At 59.4% G+C, this 19,768-nt stretch carries 11 protein-coding genes and 1 other RNA gene; all 12 read left to right on the top strand.

Annotated features, from left to right (window positions below; all coding sequences use genetic code 11):
* The first annotated feature begins 51 nt into the window (after nucleotides 1-51).
* Nucleotides 52-2,205 (top strand): ribonuclease R family protein, encoded by a 2,154-nt coding sequence (locus ACWI8T_RS03355; protein WP_449137932.1) that lies wholly within the window; start codon nucleotides 52-54, stop codon nucleotides 2,203-2,205.
* An 81-nt stretch (nucleotides 2,206-2,286) separates the two neighbouring features.
* Nucleotides 2,287-5,550 carry a DEAD/DEAH box helicase gene (locus ACWI8T_RS03350; protein WP_449137931.1) on the top strand — a complete coding sequence of 1,088 codons (3,264 nt, stop codon included), beginning with the start codon at nucleotides 2,287-2,289 and terminating at the stop codon, nucleotides 5,548-5,550.
* Nucleotides 5,551-5,656: 106 nt separating this feature from the next.
* Entirely contained in the window at nucleotides 5,657-6,121 is a 465-nt protein-coding gene (gene smpB, locus ACWI8T_RS03345; RefSeq protein WP_114615995.1) for an SsrA-binding protein SmpB, read from the top strand.
* Between the two features lie 41 nt (nucleotides 6,122-6,162).
* A complete protein-coding gene (locus ACWI8T_RS03340; RefSeq protein ID WP_449137930.1) occupies nucleotides 6,163-6,879 on the top strand; it encodes a hypothetical protein in 717 nt (238 codons plus the stop codon).
* Nucleotides 6,880-7,019: 140 nt separating this feature from the next.
* Nucleotides 7,020-7,388: a transfer-messenger RNA gene (ssrA, locus tag ACWI8T_RS03335) on the top strand.
* 297 nt (nucleotides 7,389-7,685) lie between these two features.
* The gene (murI, locus tag ACWI8T_RS03330; RefSeq protein WP_449137929.1) at nucleotides 7,686-8,585 is read left to right on the top strand and encodes a glutamate racemase; all 900 of its coding nucleotides are present in this window, start codon (nucleotides 7,686-7,688) and stop codon (nucleotides 8,583-8,585) included.
* 69 nt (nucleotides 8,586-8,654) lie between these two features.
* Nucleotides 8,655-9,380 (top strand): ribonuclease PH, encoded by a 726-nt coding sequence (rph, locus tag ACWI8T_RS03325; protein ID WP_287537740.1) that lies wholly within the window; start codon nucleotides 8,655-8,657, stop codon nucleotides 9,378-9,380.
* 68 nt (nucleotides 9,381-9,448) lie between these two features.
* Nucleotides 9,449-10,039, top strand: a complete 591-nt coding sequence (gene rdgB, locus ACWI8T_RS03320) for an RdgB/HAM1 family non-canonical purine NTP pyrophosphatase (protein ID WP_281668023.1) — start codon at nucleotides 9,449-9,451, stop codon at nucleotides 10,037-10,039.
* 183 nt (nucleotides 10,040-10,222) lie between these two features.
* Nucleotides 10,223-10,651 (top strand): universal stress protein, encoded by a 429-nt coding sequence (locus ACWI8T_RS03315; RefSeq protein ID WP_281668024.1) that lies wholly within the window; start codon nucleotides 10,223-10,225, stop codon nucleotides 10,649-10,651.
* Between the two features lie 121 nt (nucleotides 10,652-10,772).
* Nucleotides 10,773-11,210: a large conductance mechanosensitive channel protein MscL gene (gene mscL, locus ACWI8T_RS03310; RefSeq protein ID WP_449137928.1), complete on the top strand. Its 438-nt coding sequence runs from the start codon at nucleotides 10,773-10,775 to the stop codon at nucleotides 11,208-11,210.
* Between the two features lie 488 nt (nucleotides 11,211-11,698).
* A complete protein-coding gene (gene rpsA, locus ACWI8T_RS03305; protein ID WP_114616003.1) occupies nucleotides 11,699-12,913 on the top strand; it encodes a 30S ribosomal protein S1 in 1,215 nt (404 codons plus the stop codon).
* Between the two features lie 733 nt (nucleotides 12,914-13,646).
* On the top strand, nucleotides 13,647-19,768 hold a 6,122-nt coding region (locus tag ACWI8T_RS03300), incomplete at its 3' end, for a DUF4430 domain-containing protein (RefSeq protein WP_449137927.1).

The raw sequence follows: 19,768 nt of genomic DNA, 5'->3' as shown, positions 1-19,768 counted from the left end.
TTCGCAGCTGTTTCTTCTGCTCATATTCCATTTGACTTATGAAGGGATGCTATGTCTCGTTCACGTACAAGAAAAAGCTCTGCCCGCCGTACCCCGCGCATTTTGCCGCAAGGCGTTCTGAAAATGTCGGGCGCTGGATACGGCTTTGTGCAGACTTCCGAAGGGGAGTTTTTTATTCCCGCCTCAAAAACGGCTGACGCCTTTGATGGCGATGTGGTGGAAGTCGCTCGCATTCACGATGGCGAGCGCGATGACGGCTTTGACGACAGGCTTCGCGGGCGTGTGGTTCGCGTGGTCGGCCGCGCGCATGAAACGGTTGTCGGGCGATATGAAATCGCCGAACCCTTTGGGGTCGTTGTTCCCGAAGACCCGCGCATCAAGCATGACATCTTCACTTTGCGCAGCGATGCTCCCCATGTGAAAGATGGCGACATCGTGCGCGTGCGCATGATCTCGTTCCCGTCGCGGCGAGAGCCCGCGCAGGGCGTGGTAGAGGAAGTGCTTGGGCATGAAGGCCAGCCCGGGGCCGATGTCGAGCTCATTATTGCTCGCCATAAACTGGCAACCGCGTTTTCGGCAACGTCGCTTGCCGAAGTGGAAGGTGCTGCAGTCGATGCCGATGCCGCCTTCAACAGCGGACGCTATGTCGATTTGAGAAGCGAGCTCGCGTTCACGGTCGACCCTGACGATGCGAAAGATTTCGACGATGCCGTAAGCGCGGCGTGCGTTTGGCTCGATGCCCCCGCAACGCTTCGTTGCGCCCATAAGGCGCTTGTCGCCAAAGGGGACCGCCTTGAGCCGGGATTTGCATGCGCGCTGGACGATGCCTCTTCGACTGCGGGCGCGCGTTTCTTCATCCTGGGCGTGCATATTGCCGATGTTTCGCACTACGTTCCCTGGAATTCCCAGGTCGACCTCGAGGCTCGTGAACGCGCGACGAGCGTGTATTTGGTCGATCGCGTGTTGCCCATGCTTCCCGAAGCGCTTTCGAACGATGTGTGCTCGCTGCGGCCTCACGAAGAGCGTCGCGCGATGAGCGTCGAGATGCTCATCGATGAAAAGGGCTTTGTTCGAGACGTGCGCATAACGCCGTCGGTCATCAAGTCGAAAGCGCGGCTTACGTATGGCGCCGTGCAGGTTTCCCTTGACGCTTTGCGGGCGGGCGATTCGCAGGCGGCGGTTGCGGCCCTGCGGCCTATGGCTGGCGCCTTCTCCGAAGACATTGCGCAATCGATTGGCGTTTTGCACGAAATCGCTCAGGCGCTCCATGCCAATCGCGTACGTCGCGGGGGCATGGATTTCGAGAGCGAAGAGGCTAAGGTTCGCCTGAACGATGAAGGCGCGCCCGTCAGCGTGGCCATTCGCCGGAAAACCGACGCGACGGCGCTTGTCGAAGAGGCCATGATCGCCGCCAACGAAGCGGTTGCCCGATTCCTGCGCGATGCGGGAATCCCGTCGATTTTCCGCGTGCATGAGCCGCCGTCATCGGGCGATTTGGCCGAGCTTGTGCCAATTCTTCAAGAATTTGGCTACGACAGGCATGTGTCGCTTGCGAATTTCAAGGCAGGCGATCCGTTTGCCATCCAGCAGGTGCTCATCTTCGCGCGTGGGCGCAGCGAGGAATTCCTCGTGTCGTCGCTCGTGGTGCGCGCCATGAAGCGCGCGGTGTACGTTGATTCGTGCGAGGGGCACTTCGGGCTTGCGAGCACCGCGTATACTCATTTTACGAGCCCCATTCGCCGGTACCCCGACCTTATGGTGCATCGCATGCTGAAGGTGGCGCTTTTCGGCCGCACGGGTGAGACCTCGGGTTTGGAATCGGCCCTGGCGCGCATTGCCGACCACGCTTCGACGGCAGAACGCACCGCCGAAGAGGCCGCGCGCGAATCGCAGGAGCTTAAGCTGTTCGAGCTGCTCGAACAGCGCATTGGCGATGAGGTCGATGGCATGATTTCGGGCGTTATGGCCCAAGGCTTCTTCGTGCGTCTGGCCGATACGTGCGAAGGCTTCGTTTCGCTGCGCGATACCGGGGAGTACTTCGTGCTCGACGCGGCGCGGCGCGTGCTGTTCGGTTCCGATTCGGGCGTGGTTTATCGCTTGGGAACGAAGGTGCGCGTGCGCATTTCGTCGGTGTATCCCTATGCCCGCCGCGCCGACTTCGACCTCGTGCGCCGCATTGGCCCCAGGCTCGTCGCCCGAAAGTAATGCGCTGTTTCTGGCGCGCCTTTTCTCTTCACGACGGCGCGGTATACTCAAGGTTCGCAATATCGTAGGGAAGGGGCCATCGTGCTTTCTGAGGAATCGCTTTCTCATATGTGCGCGCCGCGCGTTTTGCACCGTGGGCGCTCAATCGCCGCAGGCGGGCGCTCGGTATACGATCGCCGCGTGCGCTACGATGGCGAGTTGACCATCGTCAACGCGGTCGTGGCTTCCCAGACGAGTTCAACCGAAGGCTACCGCGTTATGGTCGAGCTCAATGAGGGCGCCGATTTCGTCGAAGATTATTCCTGCACGTGTCCGGCGGCGTTTCAGTACGACGGCATGTGCAAGCATGCCGTGGCGCTCGCGCTCGACTATGTGGCCCGTTCCGATAGCTATGCGGGCTTTCGCCGCGACCGTTCTGCCGTATCTTCCGACTGCATTGCCGCGTTCATGGAGCGCGCCGAACGCCTCGAGCGTGACGACACGCCCGATGGAAGCGTCGATTTGCTGTGCGATTTCACCGTGGAATACGGCGAATGGTCCATGGGGTTGCGCGTGGCGACCGACGATGCGACGTACATCGTGAAGAACATCTCAGATTTTTGCCGCCGCCTCGACGAGGGCACGTTTTTCGAGTATGGAAAGAAGCTCGCATTCACCCACGTGCCCTCGCGTTTCACGGAGCGCGGTCGCGCGATAGTCCAGCTCGTCGCGGGCATTGTCGATGCTCAGCGCCGCACGGCGCCGCTTTCCTCGTGGCGATATGCGGCCCCGAGCATTGGCCGCACCATGTCCCTTTCCGAAAGCGATATGGTCGATGTGCTTTCGGTTCTGGCGGGCGAGACGTTTTCCATCAAAGGCGCCGATGGCATTGCGCCGAGCGTGGCGCGCGTGCGCGTGGTCGACGCCGACCCCGAAATCGCGCTTGCGGTGCGGCCCTCGTCGAGGGGCGGCTTTACCGTTGAGCGCGGCAGCCGCATTTGGCTTGCGGGCCGCGGCTCGAAGCTTTTCGTGTGGCTCGGCGGCAGCGAATTCTATCGATGCTCGAACGACTTCATGAAGTGCGCCGATTTTCTGCGCGGCGTCTACGGAAGCGAGGAAAACCGCCCCTTTGTGGCCGAGCGCGACATGCCGCTTTTCTGCGCGACGGCGTTGCCTGCGATTGAGAAGCGTTTGCGCGTCGACCTTCCTTCCGATATCGACAAATACCGCCCCGTCACCTGCTCGCTCGAGTTCTTTTTCGACAAAGACAAAACGAGCGTGACCATGCGCGCCCAAGCCGTGTATGGCGCGATTCGTTACGATTTGGTGGGTGAGCTCACCGATCGGCCCGAACCTGAGGGAGTTGTGCTTCCCGTGCGCGATGTGAAACGCGAGGCGAAGGCTCGCTCTCTTGCCGCACGCTATTTCGGCGCGGGCGCATCGCTCGCGCTTTCCGATGGAGACGCCGTGGGCGCGCTGCTTTTCGGCGGGCTTGTGGAATTCCGCGAAGCGGGCTCGGTGTTCACCACGCCCGCGTTCGACCGCCTCATTCGCGATGTGAAGCCGCGCGTCACCATGGGCGTGTCGCTCTCGGGCAACCTGATCAACCTTGTGGTCGATGCGGGCGATTTGCCGGCGTCGGAGCTTTCGGCGCTGCTTTCGAGCTATCGACGCCGCAAGCGCTACCACCGCCTGCGTTCGGGCGCATTCATCGATCTGAAGGAAGCCGACCTCTCTCAGCTCGATCGCCTTGCGGGCGATTTGGGTCTTACGGCGCGCGAGCTTACGAGCGGGCAGGCGCTTTTGCCAGCATACCGCGCGTTCTATTTGAACGAGGAAGCGAACCTTGAGCGCGACCGAAGCTTCCAGGAATACATCGACCACTTCAAGGCCGTGAACGAGGCCGATTATGCTGTGCCGCCAACGCTTGCGGGGGTGCTCAGGCCCTATCAGGAGTCGGGCTTCCGCTGGCTTTCGGCGCGCTGCGATGCCGATTTCGGGGGCGTTTTGGCCGATGAGATGGGTTTGGGCAAGTCGCTGCAGCTCATTTCCCTTCTTTTGGCCCGCCATGTCGAACGGCAACCGGCCCCGAGCCTTATCGTGTGTCCAGCGTCGCTTGTGTACAACTGGACGGCCGAATTCGAACGGTTCGCGCCCGAGCTTTCCGTGGTTGCCGTGGCCGGTGGCGCGCAAGAGCGCCGAGCTGCGCGCCTCGAGGCGTTCGGCGGCCATCGACGCGTTGACGTGCTGGTCACCTCGTATGACCTGCTTCGCATCGATATCGATGATTGGTCGAGCCGACGCCTCTTCATATGCGCGCTCGACGAGGCGCAATACATCAAAAACCCCGCGGCGCTCACGACGCGCGCGGTGAAAAGCCTCAAGGCCGACCACAGGTTCGCCCTCACGGGCACGCCTATGGAAAACCGCCTTTCGGAGCTGTGGAGCATTTTCGACTTCCTCATGCCTGGGCTGCTGGGGCCCTATGCGCGCTTCCGCGAGCGTTTCGAGTCTCCCATCGTGGGCGGCGACGATGCGGTGGCTCGCCGGCTGCAGGCAATCGTCGCTCCCTTCATGCTGCGCCGCTTGAAGGCCGACGTGCTCACCGATTTGCCCGATAAGCTCGAATCGGTGGTGTATGCGAACATGGATGTCGAGCAGAGGAGGCTCTACGACGCGCACGAGCAGCGCCTTCGCGAAGAGCTTACCGCGCAGCGCATGTTCCGCAAAGAACGAGAAGCGGCCCGCGCCGCGGGAAAGCCTGTGTCAACCGTCGAGGTGCTCGCCGAAATCACGCGCCTGCGCCAGCTGTGCTGCGACCCGCGTTTGGTGTACGAGGACTACCGCGGGCCTTCCGCCAAACTCGATGCGATCGTCGATTTGGTTTCGTCTGCCGTGGAGGGCGGGGAAAAGACGCTCGTGTTCTCGCAATTCACGAGTTTCCTTGAGCTCATTGCCGAGCGGCTGCGTAAGGCGGGCATCGCGCATTATTCCATCACGGGCGCTACGCCGAAGAAGGAACGCGTGCGGCTCGTCGATGCGTTCAATGAAGACGACACGCCGGCGTTCCTCGTATCGCTGAAGGCGGGCGGCACGGGTTTGAATCTTACGGGCGCGTCGGTCGTGATCCATGCCGACCCGTGGTGGAACGCCGCGGCGCAAAGCCAGGCAACCGACCGCGCTCATCGCATTGGGCAAACGCGCGTGGTGAGCGTCGAGAAGGTCGTGGCGAAAAACACGATCGAGGAGCGCATCGTGCGTCTGCAGCAAACGAAAAGCGAACTCGCCGACCAAGTTGTGGGCGCGGGCGGGGTCTCGCTCGCATCGCTCGATGCCGACGATTTGTACGAGTTGTTGCAGGGGTAGGGGCTGTTTCCTTAATCTGCATGACACTCCATGAACGCATCGAACGGTATAATGGCGCGAGCTGCCGCGTTTTTCGGCGGCGCGAAGCACGAATGAGAGGTGGCGCGTGGCGCGCGAAAAGAAGCAAATCGCGAAAAACCGCAAGGCTTTCCACGATTACGAAATAATTGAAACGTTTGAGGCGGGCATCGCGCTCACGGGTACCGAGGTGTGCTCGCTGCGCGAGAACAACTGCCAGCTTACCGACTGCTTTGTGCTCATTCGCAAGGGCGAGGCGTGGCTCAATGGGCTGCACATCTCGCCGTATTCGCATGGCAATTTGAACAATCCCGACCCCGACCGCAAGCGTAAGCTGCTGCTTCATCGCAAGCAAATTCGCTATTTAGAGCAGAAAACGCGCGAGGCGGGCCTGGCGATTGTCCCCATTGGGATTTACTTCTCGACAAATGGCTTGGTGAAGCTTGAAATCGCGCTCGCTCGAGGCAAGAAGCTGCACGATAAGCGCCAGGCGATGGCGGAACGCGACTCCAAGCGCGAAATCGCTCGCGCGCTGAAGATGCGTTCTCGTTAATTGGCAAGGTGCCCTGCGGGGCTTGAACAGGGGGTTCATACATGGGTATTTTCAGGAAAGCAACTCGCTTGGGCGGTCGCGTGGCGAAAAACGCCGCAAGGCAAATCGTCATGCCCGAAGACGAGAAGTCCAAGAAGGGCAAAGACGGCAAGGCGGCCGAGCCGGCAGTGCCGCAGCATTCCGACGCCGAATACGATGAGCTGCAGGAGAAATACAATGCGCTCATGACCGAAAAGTGGAAGGAATACTACAAAACCAGCTGCGACGGCGAGTGCGAGACGTGCGAGTACTACGACTGGTGCCCCGATGATTTCGACGGCGTGTTCGAAGATGAAGCTCCCGCCGAAGACGCGAAGGCTGCGTCTGCTGAAGCTGCCGAAAAGGCCGCCGAAAGCGCGGAGACCGACGAGGCTGCCGAAACCGAAGAAGCCGATGGGGCCGCCGAGGTCGAGGCCGAAGAGGAAAACGACGTCGAGCTCACTGACGAGGAGCGTGCCGCGAAGGCTGCCGCCGAGGCGTATTACGAAGACGGCTGCGATGGCGACTGCGATAACTGCGAGCACTACGACTGGTGCCCGGCTGAAGAGGAAGACGAAGACGACAAAGTCCTTTTCAAGGGCGTTACGCAGGGCGACGTGAAGAATGCGGCCAAGGGCGGCGTCGAGCTTGCGCGCGAGACCGCGCTCGCCGCGCGCGATTTGAAAGAGGCCCTCGACGACATCACGGGCGGCATGAACCTCAAGGAACTGTTGAAATAAGGTTTCAGGAGCGTGTCGGCATTTGACATTGGCCGCCGCCTCGTTACAATAGGTTTTCCGCTGGGGCAACCTGGCATGGTGCTTGACAAAAGCATATCGCATGGTGGACAGCACCCTCGGTGCCCGCGCGGCACGCATTTGGGGGCGACTGGTTTCGACATGGTACGTTTGAACTGAGGAGCAGGTCGTGGTCTCCTCGCCACGTTAAACAGGGGTAAAGTCAAGTTAATTGGCAAAAAATCTTATCAGAGCGCTCCTGCGCTCGCCATGGCTGCTTAATAGCACCTGGCACGTCAACCTCGGGTTGTCCCCGACTCGAGCGCGACGTCATTTCAGGGGACTGCTTCAAAGCACGTAGTCTGTATGGCTTTGGAAAAGAAAGAACGGGCTAGGAAGATCGACGTTGGTTCGCGAACCGACATCTTCCGAAATTCGATCGCGGAATAAGCTTGTAGAGCCTGAGCAAGAACGTAGTATGGACCGGAGTTCGATTCTCCGCGCCTCCACCAGAATCAATCAACGCCGTTCTTTTGAGCGGCGTTTTTTGTGGATGCCCGTAAGGGTTGGGCGTTTTGAGTGTTGGGTAAAATGGGCTTCTGACGTGCGCTCTCGTACTTTTAAGGCGACATGCGCCCGCTTAGTCACCGTTTTGCCGCACGTTTTGGACGCCGTTATCCATGTGCGTGCCAATGCGCGTTTTGCAGTTCATGCGATAGGCTTTATTATGGAAATGGCAATTGCTTGGTAACGAGCGACGTTATTCAGCCCGGGGTACATAAGCTGGGCATTGATTAAAAAGAGGACGCATGACCGTTTCTTCTGACAGAGTACTATCAAACAGGCCGTTTAATGACGCCCCCATCGGCATCTTCGATTCCGGTTTTGGCGGCCTTACGGTGGCGCGCGAAATCGCCAAGGAGCTGCCCGAGGAATCCATCGTATATTTCGGCGATACGGCGCGATGCCCCTATGGTCCTCGCAGCCAAGATGAGGTCGACGGCTTCGTGCAGCAAATTTGCGCATGGCTCGTCGGCCGTGACGTGAAGCTGCTCGTCATCGCGTGCAATACCGCGACCGCCGCTGGTCTTGAGCACGCGCAGCAGCGTTTCAGCATTCCCGTGATCGGCGCTGTTATTCCTGGTGCTCGCGCCGCCGCGCGTGCGACGAAAAACCGCCGTGTGGGCGTTATCGCCACGAAAGGCACGGTTGAATCGGGCTGCTATCCGCAGGCTATTCGCAATATCGATGCGGGCATTACGGTGTTTTCCACGGCCACGCCGAAGTTCGTCGACATCGTCGAGCAGGGAATTCGCATGTCGAGGGGCCCCATCGAAGACCTCACGAGCCTTGCGAGCAAAGTCTACATTCGCCCCGCGTTCCAAGAGATTGCTCGCGACTACTTAGAGCCGCTGCGCCGCTGCAAAATCGACACGCTCGTGCTTGGTTGCACGCATTACCCCATGCTCAAAGCGCTTATCGGCGGCGTTATCGGCCATAATGTGCTGCTCGTCTCTTCCGCCGAGGAAATGGCGAAAGAGGTGCGCGAGACGTTGAGCATGCGCGGCGAGCTTGCGCATGAGGGCAATATCGCTAAGCATGAGTTCTTCACCTCCGCGCCGAATTTGGATGAATTCCAGTCGTTTGGGTCTCGCGTGTTCAGCGAACCCATCGAGCGCCCGACCCATATCGATCTTTCTCGCTTATAATCTGAAGGCCGACATTGCGTCGGCCTTTTCTGTATGTATGCGGGCTTGCCCGCTTGATAGGAGGAAACCATGCTTGCTAACAGGGCAAACGATCGCGACGATCGCGCGATGCGCGACGTGAAGCTTACGCGCGGCATTATGAAGAACGCCAACGGCAGCTGCCTTGCCGAATTCGGCGACACGCGTGTGCTGTGCACCGCGACCATCGAAGACCGTGCGCCAGCCTGGCGCAAAGGCTCGGGCAAAGGCTGGCTCACGGCCGAATACGCCATGCTTCCCGCTGCGGGCAACAAGCGCACGCGCCGCGAGACGAACGGCCGCAATGGTCGCAGCATGGAAATCGAGCGCCTCATTGGTCGCAGCCTGCGCAATGTGTGCGACTTGAACTCCATGGGCGGCGAGGTGACCATGACCATCGACTGCGACGTGCTGCAGGCCGATGGCGGCACGCGCACGGCCGCCATCACGGGCGCGTGGGTCGCGGCCTATGATGCGTTCGAGATGTGGAAGACCGCAGGCCGCATTAAGACGAACCCCTTGTTTGGCCAGGTTGCCGCCATCAGCGTTGGTTTGGTTGAAGGCCGCCTCATGCTCGACCTCGATTACGAGGAAGATTCGAACGCCGAAATCGACATGAACGTCGTGATGAACGCGAAGGGCGAGATTGTCGAGATTCAGGGCACCGGCGAGCAGGTGAGCTTCTCGCGCGACCGTTTGAACGAGTTCTTGGATGTGGCTGAAGAGGGCATCAAGGTGCTGCTGGCCGCCCAGAAAGATGTGCTTGGCATCGAATAGCAGGAAAGCGGCCGCATGCGGGATTTGTGGCGCACGCGTTTTTGTTCGCGGAATGGAGTAGAAGAGAAATGAAAGTCGTCATTGCAACCAACAATAAGCACAAGGTTGAAGAAATCGAAACCGCGCTCGACTTTCCGGGCTGGGAGTTTCTGACTCTGTCGCAGGTTGAGTCGTATCCCGAGCCCGAGGAAGACGCCGATACGTTCGTCGGCAATGCGCTCATCAAGGCTCGCGCCGCCCACGAGGCCACGGGCATGGCCGCGCTCGCAGACGATTCGGGGCTCGTGGTCGATGCCCTCGATGGCAGGCCGGGCGTGTACTCGGCGCGCTATGCGGGCACGCATGGCGACGATGCCGCGAACAACGCCAAGGTACTCGCCGAACTTGAGGGTGTGCCCGACGAGCAGCGCACGGGGCGCTTCGTGTGTGCGCTCGCATTCATCAACGAGGCGGGAGACGAAACGACGGTCGAGGGCACGGTCGAAGGCCGCATTGGGCACGAGCTGCGCGGCAGCGAGGGCTTTGGCTACGACCCCATGTTCATGCCCGAGGAGTTTGGTTTTGAACGCTCGCTCGCTGAGGTTTCCCAAGACGAGAAAAACGCCATCAGCCATCGTGGCAACGCACTGCGTATCCTGCGCGCGAAGCTCGCGGAGTAAGCGAGGCCGCCGACCTGTTAAATGCTCGTAGCGTTTAACAGGTTTTCGAGCCTGCGACGGCATCTTTGGCAACGGTCGAATAACGTTTCGCCAGCAGGCGTATTTGCGGGCGTGCAGCGCTATACTTGAGACGAGCGTTGGCAGGGGATTGTCGCCAGCGCACATAAGAAGGAGGTTTTTGCCATGAAGAACATTCTCGTCGCCTATGACGGCTCTGAGACCTCGAAGCGCGCAATCGACACCGCCGCCGACCTCATCGCGCCCGACGCCCGCATTCATCTCGACATCGTGAACGTGGTCTCCATTCCCATGCTTTCCGATGATCAGGCTTCGAGCTTCGCCGCGATTTTGGATCTTATGAAATCCGACGCCGAAGAGGTGCTCGCCGACGCTTTGAATCAGTTCGAAGGCAGGCATCAGCAAAACGGCGTTGACACGCTGCTTGTTTTGGGAACCGACGTCGCATCGGAAATCGCCAAGCTTATCGAAAAGAATGGCTACGACATGGTGGTTATCGGGTCGCGCGGGCTTTCTGGCATGAAGCAGTATCTGGGCAGCGTGAGCCACAAGCTGCTCGGCGCAACCAAGGTGCCTGTGCTCGTTGTGAAATAATGCCGCAAATCAGGTAAAACATATCATGCGCAGGAAGGCTTCGCCTATGGCGAGGCCTTCCTCTTTTTCTGTCCCGCTGCGTTTACAATGTGCCCGCAGGCAAAGAATGGAAGGAAGCACCATGAAGAAGCTCTTCAGCGAATTCAAGGAGTTCATCAACCGCGGCAACGTGATGGATTTGGCCGTTGCGGTCATCATCGGCGGCGCATTCACGTCCATCGTTACCGCGCTCACCACGAGCATCATCAACCCGCTCATCTCGGTTATCGCAGGCGGCGGCGCCGACACCATTTCGGGCCTCGTTGTTCCCGGCACCGACATCGACTTCGGTGCGTTCATCAGCGCCTGCATCAATTTCCTCATCGTTGCTTTCGTTGTGTTCCTGCTCGTGAAAGCGGTGAACAAGGCTCAGGATTTGGGTAACAAGCTTACGGGCAAGGAAGAAGAAGCCTCCAAGGCTGCGCCCGTGTGCCCGTATTGCTTGGAGGAAGTCAAGGAAGGCGCCACACGTTGCCCGCATTGCGCTGGCGTATTCGACGCGCCCGCCAAAGCCAAGTAGGCTTACTGGACTGAAAACGCCGCAAGCAAACGGTGCGGAAAGCGCCTCGACGGGAGGCGGCGGCTGAAGGTTGCGATCCGCGGTGGTGATTGCGCGTTGTGCAGCAGTCGGAACTAAACGCTTCGGCGGAACGCTGAAATCGAAAGCTGCGACCGGTCGCTTCGATCGACGTTGAAGCTGGAAGCTGCGCCGGACGCTGGAAGCAAATGCTTCGGCTGAACGATTGAGCCGAAAATTGCGATCGACCGCTGCGGCGGAGGGCTGCGACCGCTTACCGACGCGGTTTGCAAAAACCTTGTGAAGCTGCGCATATGCGCAAAATAGTCGGTCTCGAAAACGTGCGCGTTATGGTAAACTAACCGAGCTTGTGCGCCGAAAGGTGCCAGGTCCCGTTCGGAAAACCGAGCGGGTTTGTATCTGTAGGCCCCCGAGACATGTTGAGTTCAACCACCATGACGAAGGGTCCCTGTACTTGAAAGGGGTCCGTTTTGACCGAAATCAAGAACACGAATGTCATCGATTTCGAGGACATCTCCGACGACGAGATGAACGCGATGATCGATGGCACCCTGACCGAGTTCGACGAAGGCGATCTGGTCAAGGGCACTGTCGTGAAAATCGAGCATGACGAGTGCTTGCTCGACATCGGCTTCAAGAGCGAGGGCGTTATCCCTGCTCGCGAGCTGTCTATCCGCAAGGATGCCGATCCCTCCGAGATCGTTGCCCTGGGCGACGAAATCGAGGCTCTTGTTCTTCAGAAGGAAGACAAGGACGGCCGCCTGATCCTCTCCAAGAAGCGTGCTGAGTACGAGCGCGCTTGGATCAGCGTCGAAGAGAAGTTCAAGGCCGGCGAGACCGTCACCGGCGAGGTTATCGAAGTCGTCAAGGGCGGCCTCATCCTCGACATCGGCCTGCGTGGCTTCCTGCCTGCTTCCCTCGTTGACCTTCGCCGCGTGAAGGATCTCGACGCCTACCTGGGCACCGAAATCGAAGCTCGCGTCATCGAGATGGACCGCAACCGCAACAACGTCGTGCTGTCCCGCCGCGTGCTGCTCGAGGAAGGCCGCAAGAACGAGCGCGCCGAAATCCTCTCCAAGCTCGTCAAGGGCATGCGCCTCAAGGGCACCGTTTCCTCCATTGTCGACTTCGGCGCCTTCGTTGACCTGGGCGGCATCGACGGTCTGGTTCACATCTCCGAGCTGTCTTGGAACCATGTCAACCACCCCTCCGAGGTCGTCAAGGTTGGCGACGAGGTTGAGGTTGAGGTTCTCGACGTCGACCTGCAGCGCGAGCGCATCTCGCTCGGCCTGAAGCAGACCACCGAGGATCCGTGGCTGAAGCTCATCGAGAGCTACCCCGTGGGCACCATCGTTGATGGCAAGGTCACCAAGGTTGTTCCGTTCGGCGCCTTCGTCGAGCTCGGCAACAACGTCGAAGGCCTGGTTCACATCTCCGAGATGGCTGCCAAGCACATCGACACCCCGGCGCAGGTCGTCAAGGTCGGCCAGGACGTCAAGGTCAAGGTTATGGACATCAACCCCGACCGTCGTCGCATCAGCCTGTCCATGAAGGCTGCTGCTCACGACCTGGGCTTTGAGGTCGAGGTCGACGAGACCATCCAGGCTCCCGAGCCGCGTCAGCCCAAGAAGAAGGCTGCTGCTCCCAAGGCTGAGAAGCCTGCGACCGAAGAGGCCGCTGAGTAAATCTCGCGCCGAGCACGTTCTTGATCGAAGGCTTGGGATGGTTGAACCCAAGCCCGGTTGAAACTTCGCATGGTTTTATAGAAAGCCGCTCCACGTTTGTGGGGCGGCTTTTTTTGTCTAGAAGGGGATACTCTCGGGATTGGATGGCGCGCAGAGCATAGGGGATACTCTGGACAAGCATATTGGATGGCGCGCCTTCGGAATGGGCCTTTGGAGTTAAGGGGCCCAGTCGGACGTTGACCGGTCAAGGTTTTTGTATAAAAAGGGGCTCGAATGTGGCATGTTTGGCTCTTTTCTGGCGCTGTGCCGTAGTGGGCTTGGATGTGGCCGCGCTACCGGCTTTTTGACCTGGGAAAACAGAAGGCGTGAGCGTAAGTGTGATTTGATACTGCGGAACTATGCCACATTCGAGGGTGCTTTTGCGCATGCATATACGAGTCATGGTAGAATCCAGGGGTTATTGGCAAAGATGGTTGCGTCGGGCACGATGCGGGCGTGGGCGAAGAGCGTGCACGCTTGAGGGAATGCGGGTGAGAGTCCTGCGCTCTACCAGGAACCGTATACGCTGATGGGCGGGTTGGCCGTTGCGTAAGAGAGCGTGCATGCGATAGTGATGATGCGCATGTTTTATGCTGCAATGGCTTGCAAGTAAAACCGCGGGCACGTGGGCCGTTCAAGTGAGGCGAAGTCGGAATACTCATCCATCGCACTGAGCCCTGGAAGCGAGGTACCGATGAGATTCGGTCCACTCTTTGCGCGCGGAGAAACGCTCGCAACCCGTCGCGATGCGACAGATGGCACGCCCCCGAGCGGCGTCGCCAAAAATAACCCCCATCAATATACAAAGGCTCTTTGGCAGCGCATGGTTGCCGTGCTTGTCGCGGTGTCTATGGCGACGTCGCTTACTCCGAGCGCGGCTTTCGCGAACGAAAACGCCGAGGGTACCGCTGCTGGCCAGCCAGCGCTTGCTGCTTCCTCCGATGCAGTTTTGGGCGATGTGGATGCAGGCGATTCCCAAGTTAGAACGGACCACGCGTCCGATGAGCAAGGCGCCGATGCTGCTGGTGATGCCGGTGCTGCTGGTGATGCTGGTGCTGCGGGTGATGCCGGTGCTGCGGGCGACGCTTCGACCGTTGCGGGCGCCCCTGTCGATGAGGCGCCTTCTGGCGATTCTTCGAATGCTGAAGAAGTGAACTCCGAAGCGTCCGCCTCTGTGACATTTGTCGCTTCGGAGCAGGGCGAGCCGAAGGCCGCTGCCGCTTCTGCCACGACGCTTTCGAGCGAGGCCAAGGTCTTCATCCAGGACACCAAGGATAAGGACAACTCGTATTCCACGAAGTCGGGGGCGCTCAAGGCTGGCGAGACGCTTTGGGCAAACATGTACGACGAGGACGAGGATGATCTCTACGGTTCTTCCTACTCCGTCGACAATCCCGGCACCTGGACTTACGCCTGGCTTGCCGGCACGACCAAGGCCAGCAGCAACGTTGCCGATTACACCGAGGTCGTAGGCAACGAGCAATCGCTCACCGTTACCGATGCCATGGTGGGCAAGTACCTCATCTGCAAGGTGACGGCGGATGGCAAGGACTACTACGGCCCCTCGGTTTCGTACGGCTCGGGCATTAACCCCAACTCCATCCCCGGCCCCGTGCTGGGCGCCGGGCAGATGGAGCTTAGCAGCGTCAAGCTCAGTAGCGACACGCCGAGCATAGGCGATACCCTTACGGCGACTCCGTACATAAGCTATTATCAGCAAGCCCCCGCCGACGCCAAGGTTACCTATACCTGGTTCGCATCCACCTCCCAGTCCTTGGGCTTCACCAAGATCGAGGGCGAGACGGGCGCTACGCTTACGCTGACCGACGACCTTGAGGGCAAGTACGTCAAGGTCGAGGCTACAGCTGGCGTAAATACGGTGAGCAAGACCACTTCCAGCAAGGTCAAACAGGCCGGTGCGGTCGAGATTTCGGCTGTGTCCATCGTTAACACCAAGGACAACACGAGTGTCTTCGCGGTAGGGGATACCGCTAAAGCTCGCGCTAAGGAGACGGGCGGAGCGTACGGCGCATTCGTCGACGCGAGCAAGCTCAACTATCAGTGGCAGAGCTCTGACACCAAGGGCGGCACGTATACCGATATCGCGGGCGCCACGGGTGAGACCCTCGAGCTAACCGATGCTTTGGGCGGCAAGTACCTCAAGTGCAAGGTGTCTTCGAAGATCGGCTCTTCGAGTAAAGTCAACTCGACGGGTGCTCTCGTTGCTGCCGCCGGTTCAATTAATGGCATAAGCGTGACTATGAGTCCGACTTCGGGCAAAGTCGAGGTTGGCTCCACGATTACGGCGACCGCCAAGGCGGGTTCCACCGACGTTACCACCGATTCGCATGTTTCGTGGCAGTGGTACAAGGGCACCTCGAGATACGCGAGCTCGTGCAACACGCCTATCGAGGGTGAGACTGGCAACACCCTGACGGTGACCGCCGCCCTCAAGGGCTACTACGTCGTGGCCAAGGCCAATGGCGGCTATGGCGAGCAGAAGCCGTACTATGCGGCGGGTCCTGTCTCCGTCGCTGGCCAAGTTGAGCTTTATGACGTGCAGTTCGAGGGCTCTCCCGCCACTAATGGCGTGCACGTGGGCGATACGCTCAAAACCAAGGTACGCAAAAAGGACGGCTCGAAGTACAGCTATATCGACCGCACCGATAATGCGACCTACCAGTGGCAGTATGCAAATACCAGCTCGAGCGATGACCCCGCCTATACCGATATCCCCGGTGCCACCGAGGCCACCTATACCGTTGATGCCGCTTGTGCCGGCAAGTATCTGCGCGTGAAGGTGACGAGCGAAAATACCGTTTCCAGCACGCAGAAGAAGAGCTCAAACGGCAGCACGCAGTCTGTTGCTCCGCTTGGTCCCGTGACGCTTAAGGGCCAGTACAAGCTGGCGGGCATCGAGCTTGCCGATAAGAACGTTACGCTGAGCGTGGGTTCAAAGATCACGCCGAGTGTGCAAGTACCGGGGAGCTGGTCGGGCTCGACCAAGGACGTGCCCGACGATGCCGAGCTCACCATGGCGTGGTATGCCAAGGGCGAGGGCGATGCCGACTGGACCGAGCTTACCGACGGCATCGATACGACCGATGGCAGCCTGACTATTTCGGACGCACTTGTTGGCAAGCGCATCAAAGTTACGGCGAGCGCCCTCGACAACACCGTTGAGTGGGTTTCGCCCGATAGCGTTACCGCGGCGGGGGAGTACAACCTGCTGCGCGTGACCACTACGCCGCAGATTAATAGCGATTCGACCCATCTCGTCTCGGGCGATAGCGTTACGGCGACGGCGCAGGCCAAACGTGCCGACGGTTCGACCACCAACGGTATTGACGTCACCGACAAGGCGACTGTTGCCTGGTATGCGGCTGACGACGCGAAGGCCTCTGCGGCCGACTGGACGCTTCTGTCCGATATGTCGGGGGCCACGGCAACGGTTTCGGCTTCTGCCGCGGGCAAGTATCTGAAGGCTGTCGCCACGAGCGGCAGCTCGACGGTTGAGCTCGTCTCGGTCAATCCCGTCATCGCCGCAGGATCGCTTGAGGCCGCAGTACAAAAGCTCAACGATGCCAATAAGCAGATCGCCGTTGATTACAGCGCCAAGGGCGGCAACGTCAACGATGTTCTGAAGGCGCAGCTTGCCGATCTGGGATTTACCGATGTTGACGTTAAGGTCTCCGAGGGCGGCGTTGCCTTTAATGCCGAGGACGCCAAGGCTACGGTTGGTATCTCCGACGCCCAGGATAAGACCAACGGTGATGTGACGTTCTTCTACATCGACCCCAACAACTACACCGGTTACAACATCGACGGTCTGCGCAGCGCCGATGTGGTGTTTGAGCTGTCGCGCGATGGCAAGACCGAGTATTACCAGCCCAACAAGACGGTTCAGGTGGCTTGGGACGAGACTCGCGTTCAGCAGATGCTCGACGATGCCGCCGAGCAGATTGCGATCGGTTACGCTGCGGGCGATTCGGCCGAGTCCGTTACGTCCAACCTCACGCTTCCGTACCGCGCGGGTTCCAAGAACAAGTTCGAGGTTAGCTGGAAGAGCTCCGACGGCGATGTCATTTGGCCGTCCGGTTATGGCTGGGAAGACTACACCGGCAAGGTGACGCGCGTTTCGAGCGATCGCGCTGTTACGCTGACCGCGACGGTTTCGTTTGTGAGCGGCGGCCCGAGCGATGTCGAGGGCTCGCACGACTTCACCGTGACCGTCAAGGGCGATCCCGAGAAGGTCGCCGCCGACAAGAAGGCACTGCAGGAGAAGGTCGATGCGGCCTTTACCTACGACAATATCAAGTACTCCGGCACCGACGCGGTCGCTAACAAGGATGGTCTGACCGATGACCTCCAGATGCCGCGCACGAGTACGCTCAATATCGACGGCAAGTACTACAAGGTTGAGTACTCTGCGAGCACCGACGATATCACGTTCAACGGTTACAAAGGTACGGTCTACCAGCCGCTGCCCGGAGCCAAGGCTGCAAACACCAAGATCACCCTCACGGTGACCGATAAGTCCAACGCCGAGGTCACGGCAAGCAAGATCCTCGACTTTGCGATTTCTCCGCAGGACCAGGGCGAGCTCAATGCCGAGCTTTCTCTTATGGAAAAGGCGAAGGCCGGCTATGCTGCCGCCATCCTGAATGGCCAGGACGCCAATGCCGTTTCGGCCGACATGCACGCGTTCCAGAAGGCTTATCTTGATGCCGACGGCAACCTTGCCTGGAGCTACGACAAGGCAACGACCGATTCGACGTCCCTCGGCATTGTTCCTGTTGACCTGCCTGGCTATGATGCGATGTCCGGACAGGACTGGCGTCTGTTTAAGTCGAGCAACAGCTCTATTGTTTCCGCAGAGAATCTCAAGGTCACGCAGCCGCAGTACAACACAAAGGTTGTCGTTTCCTCGCGTCTGACGAGCGAGAAGTACGCTCGCTATGCCGAGCGCTATCCCGACAATGCCACGTATGCCAAGCTTGCCAACCAGGATGTCTCGGCAACGTTGACGGTCGTGGGCACGAGTGGTCAAAACAGCCCCGAGGTCACAGCGACGTGCTCGGTTATTGGCGTCGACGCCAAGGGCAAGCAGCAGACGTGGGCTGCCGCTTCGCAGTACGCGCTCAAGAACGGCTCGACTGCCGCAGATCTTTCCGAGGAGCTCTTTAAGCAGGCCGGCCTCAAGGCCGACTATGATCCCAACGGCTCTTGGGGTTGGGTGCTCAATTCCATTACGTCGCCTTTCGATGCCGATCGCACCCTTGCATACGACCATGCTACGGGCGCCTATTGGCAGCTGTTCATCAACGGCGTCGCTGCATCGGTGGGCGCTGGCAACTACACTCTCGAAGCGGGCGACTCTGTCGTCTGGTGCTACTCGAAGTACGGTGACGCTGCACCCACCGACCAGCTTTCGGTAAGCTGCACCGTTATCGGTCAGGATGCTACGGGCGCTCAGCAAACGTGGGCTCAGCCTACGACCGCGCTGGTCGAAGAGGGCTCAACGGCCGCCGATCTTTCCGAGCAGGTCTTTAAGCAGGCCGGTATTGGCGCCGACACGGGCACGGGCTCGTACGGTTGGTTCCTCAATTCGCTAACGTCACCGTTCAATAAGAAAGTGACGCTTTCGACCGAACGGGTTGACGAGAGCACCTGGAAATACTGGCAGTTCTTCGTTAACGGTGCGAAGGCCAATGTCGGCGCGGGTAATTACACGCTTAAGGCCGGCGACGAGGTTGCCTGGGTCTATGGTTCCGACGGTGCTATGCCTGGTCAGGTTTCTGTCTCGATGGAGATCATCGGCAAGAAGGACGATAAGGCACAGCGCTGGACCGATCCTTCGACGCAGGTGTTTGTTGAGGGCACGACGATCAAGGACGCTACTGCCGCCTACTTCGATGCTTTGGGCATCGAGTCCGAGATGTACGATATGCCGGGCCATTGGGGTGTCCATAGCCTCGTCTCTCCGGTTGATGGTACCAAGCTGTCTGGTGCCTGGTCGTTCTTCGTCAACGGCGTTCCCGCTAGCCAGATCGATGACGACTATGCACTCAAGTCGGGTGACTCGATTGTCTGGGCTTATGCTGCCGGTGGCACCGTGCCCAACCCCGACGAGGTTGTCGTTGACCCCAGCGCTTCGCGCCCGACTGACTGGAAGGCCGATTGGGACGGCAAGTCCAACGCAGCCGTCGAGAATGTTTCTACTCCCACGGGTGCGCTGGCGAGCTCCTGGACGTTCGATTGGAAGGCGTATTCAGGGTCGGCGTATCCCAATGCGAGCGAGCCTATCGTCGTAAACGGCAACGTGTATCTTGCTGTTAACAAGCGTTTGCTAAAGATTGACGCCGAGTCGGGCAAGGTTCTGGCCGAGTCGAATCTTAAGACTGCGATTGGCTACACCGCGCGCCCGATTTATGCGAACGGCTTGGTCATCGTCCCGCTCGACGGCGGTGCGGTCCAAGCTCTGACGGCCGACGCTCTCACGACGGTTTGGGTCACTGACTCCGTGAGCAAAGCCGCTCAGTCAAATTCTCAGCTGACGGTTGATGGTAACTATCTCTACGTCGGCACCGTTGATGTCGACTTTGGAACGAACACGTACAACAACGGCCATCTGACGCGCATCAATATCCTGACCGGTGCTGTTTCCTGGCAGCATATCAATGCCGACGAGGGTTATTACTGGACGGGCGCCGCGGTGGGCGATGACTTTGTCTTGATTCCCACGAGCTCCGGTACCGTCGAGATGCTGAGCAAATCGACGGGCGCTGTGCTCGGAAGCGTTTCGGTTGGTGCTCT

It is taken from the genome of Slackia sp., assembly GCF_977041755.1.
This window is presented reverse-complemented; position numbering and strand designations above follow the sequence as displayed.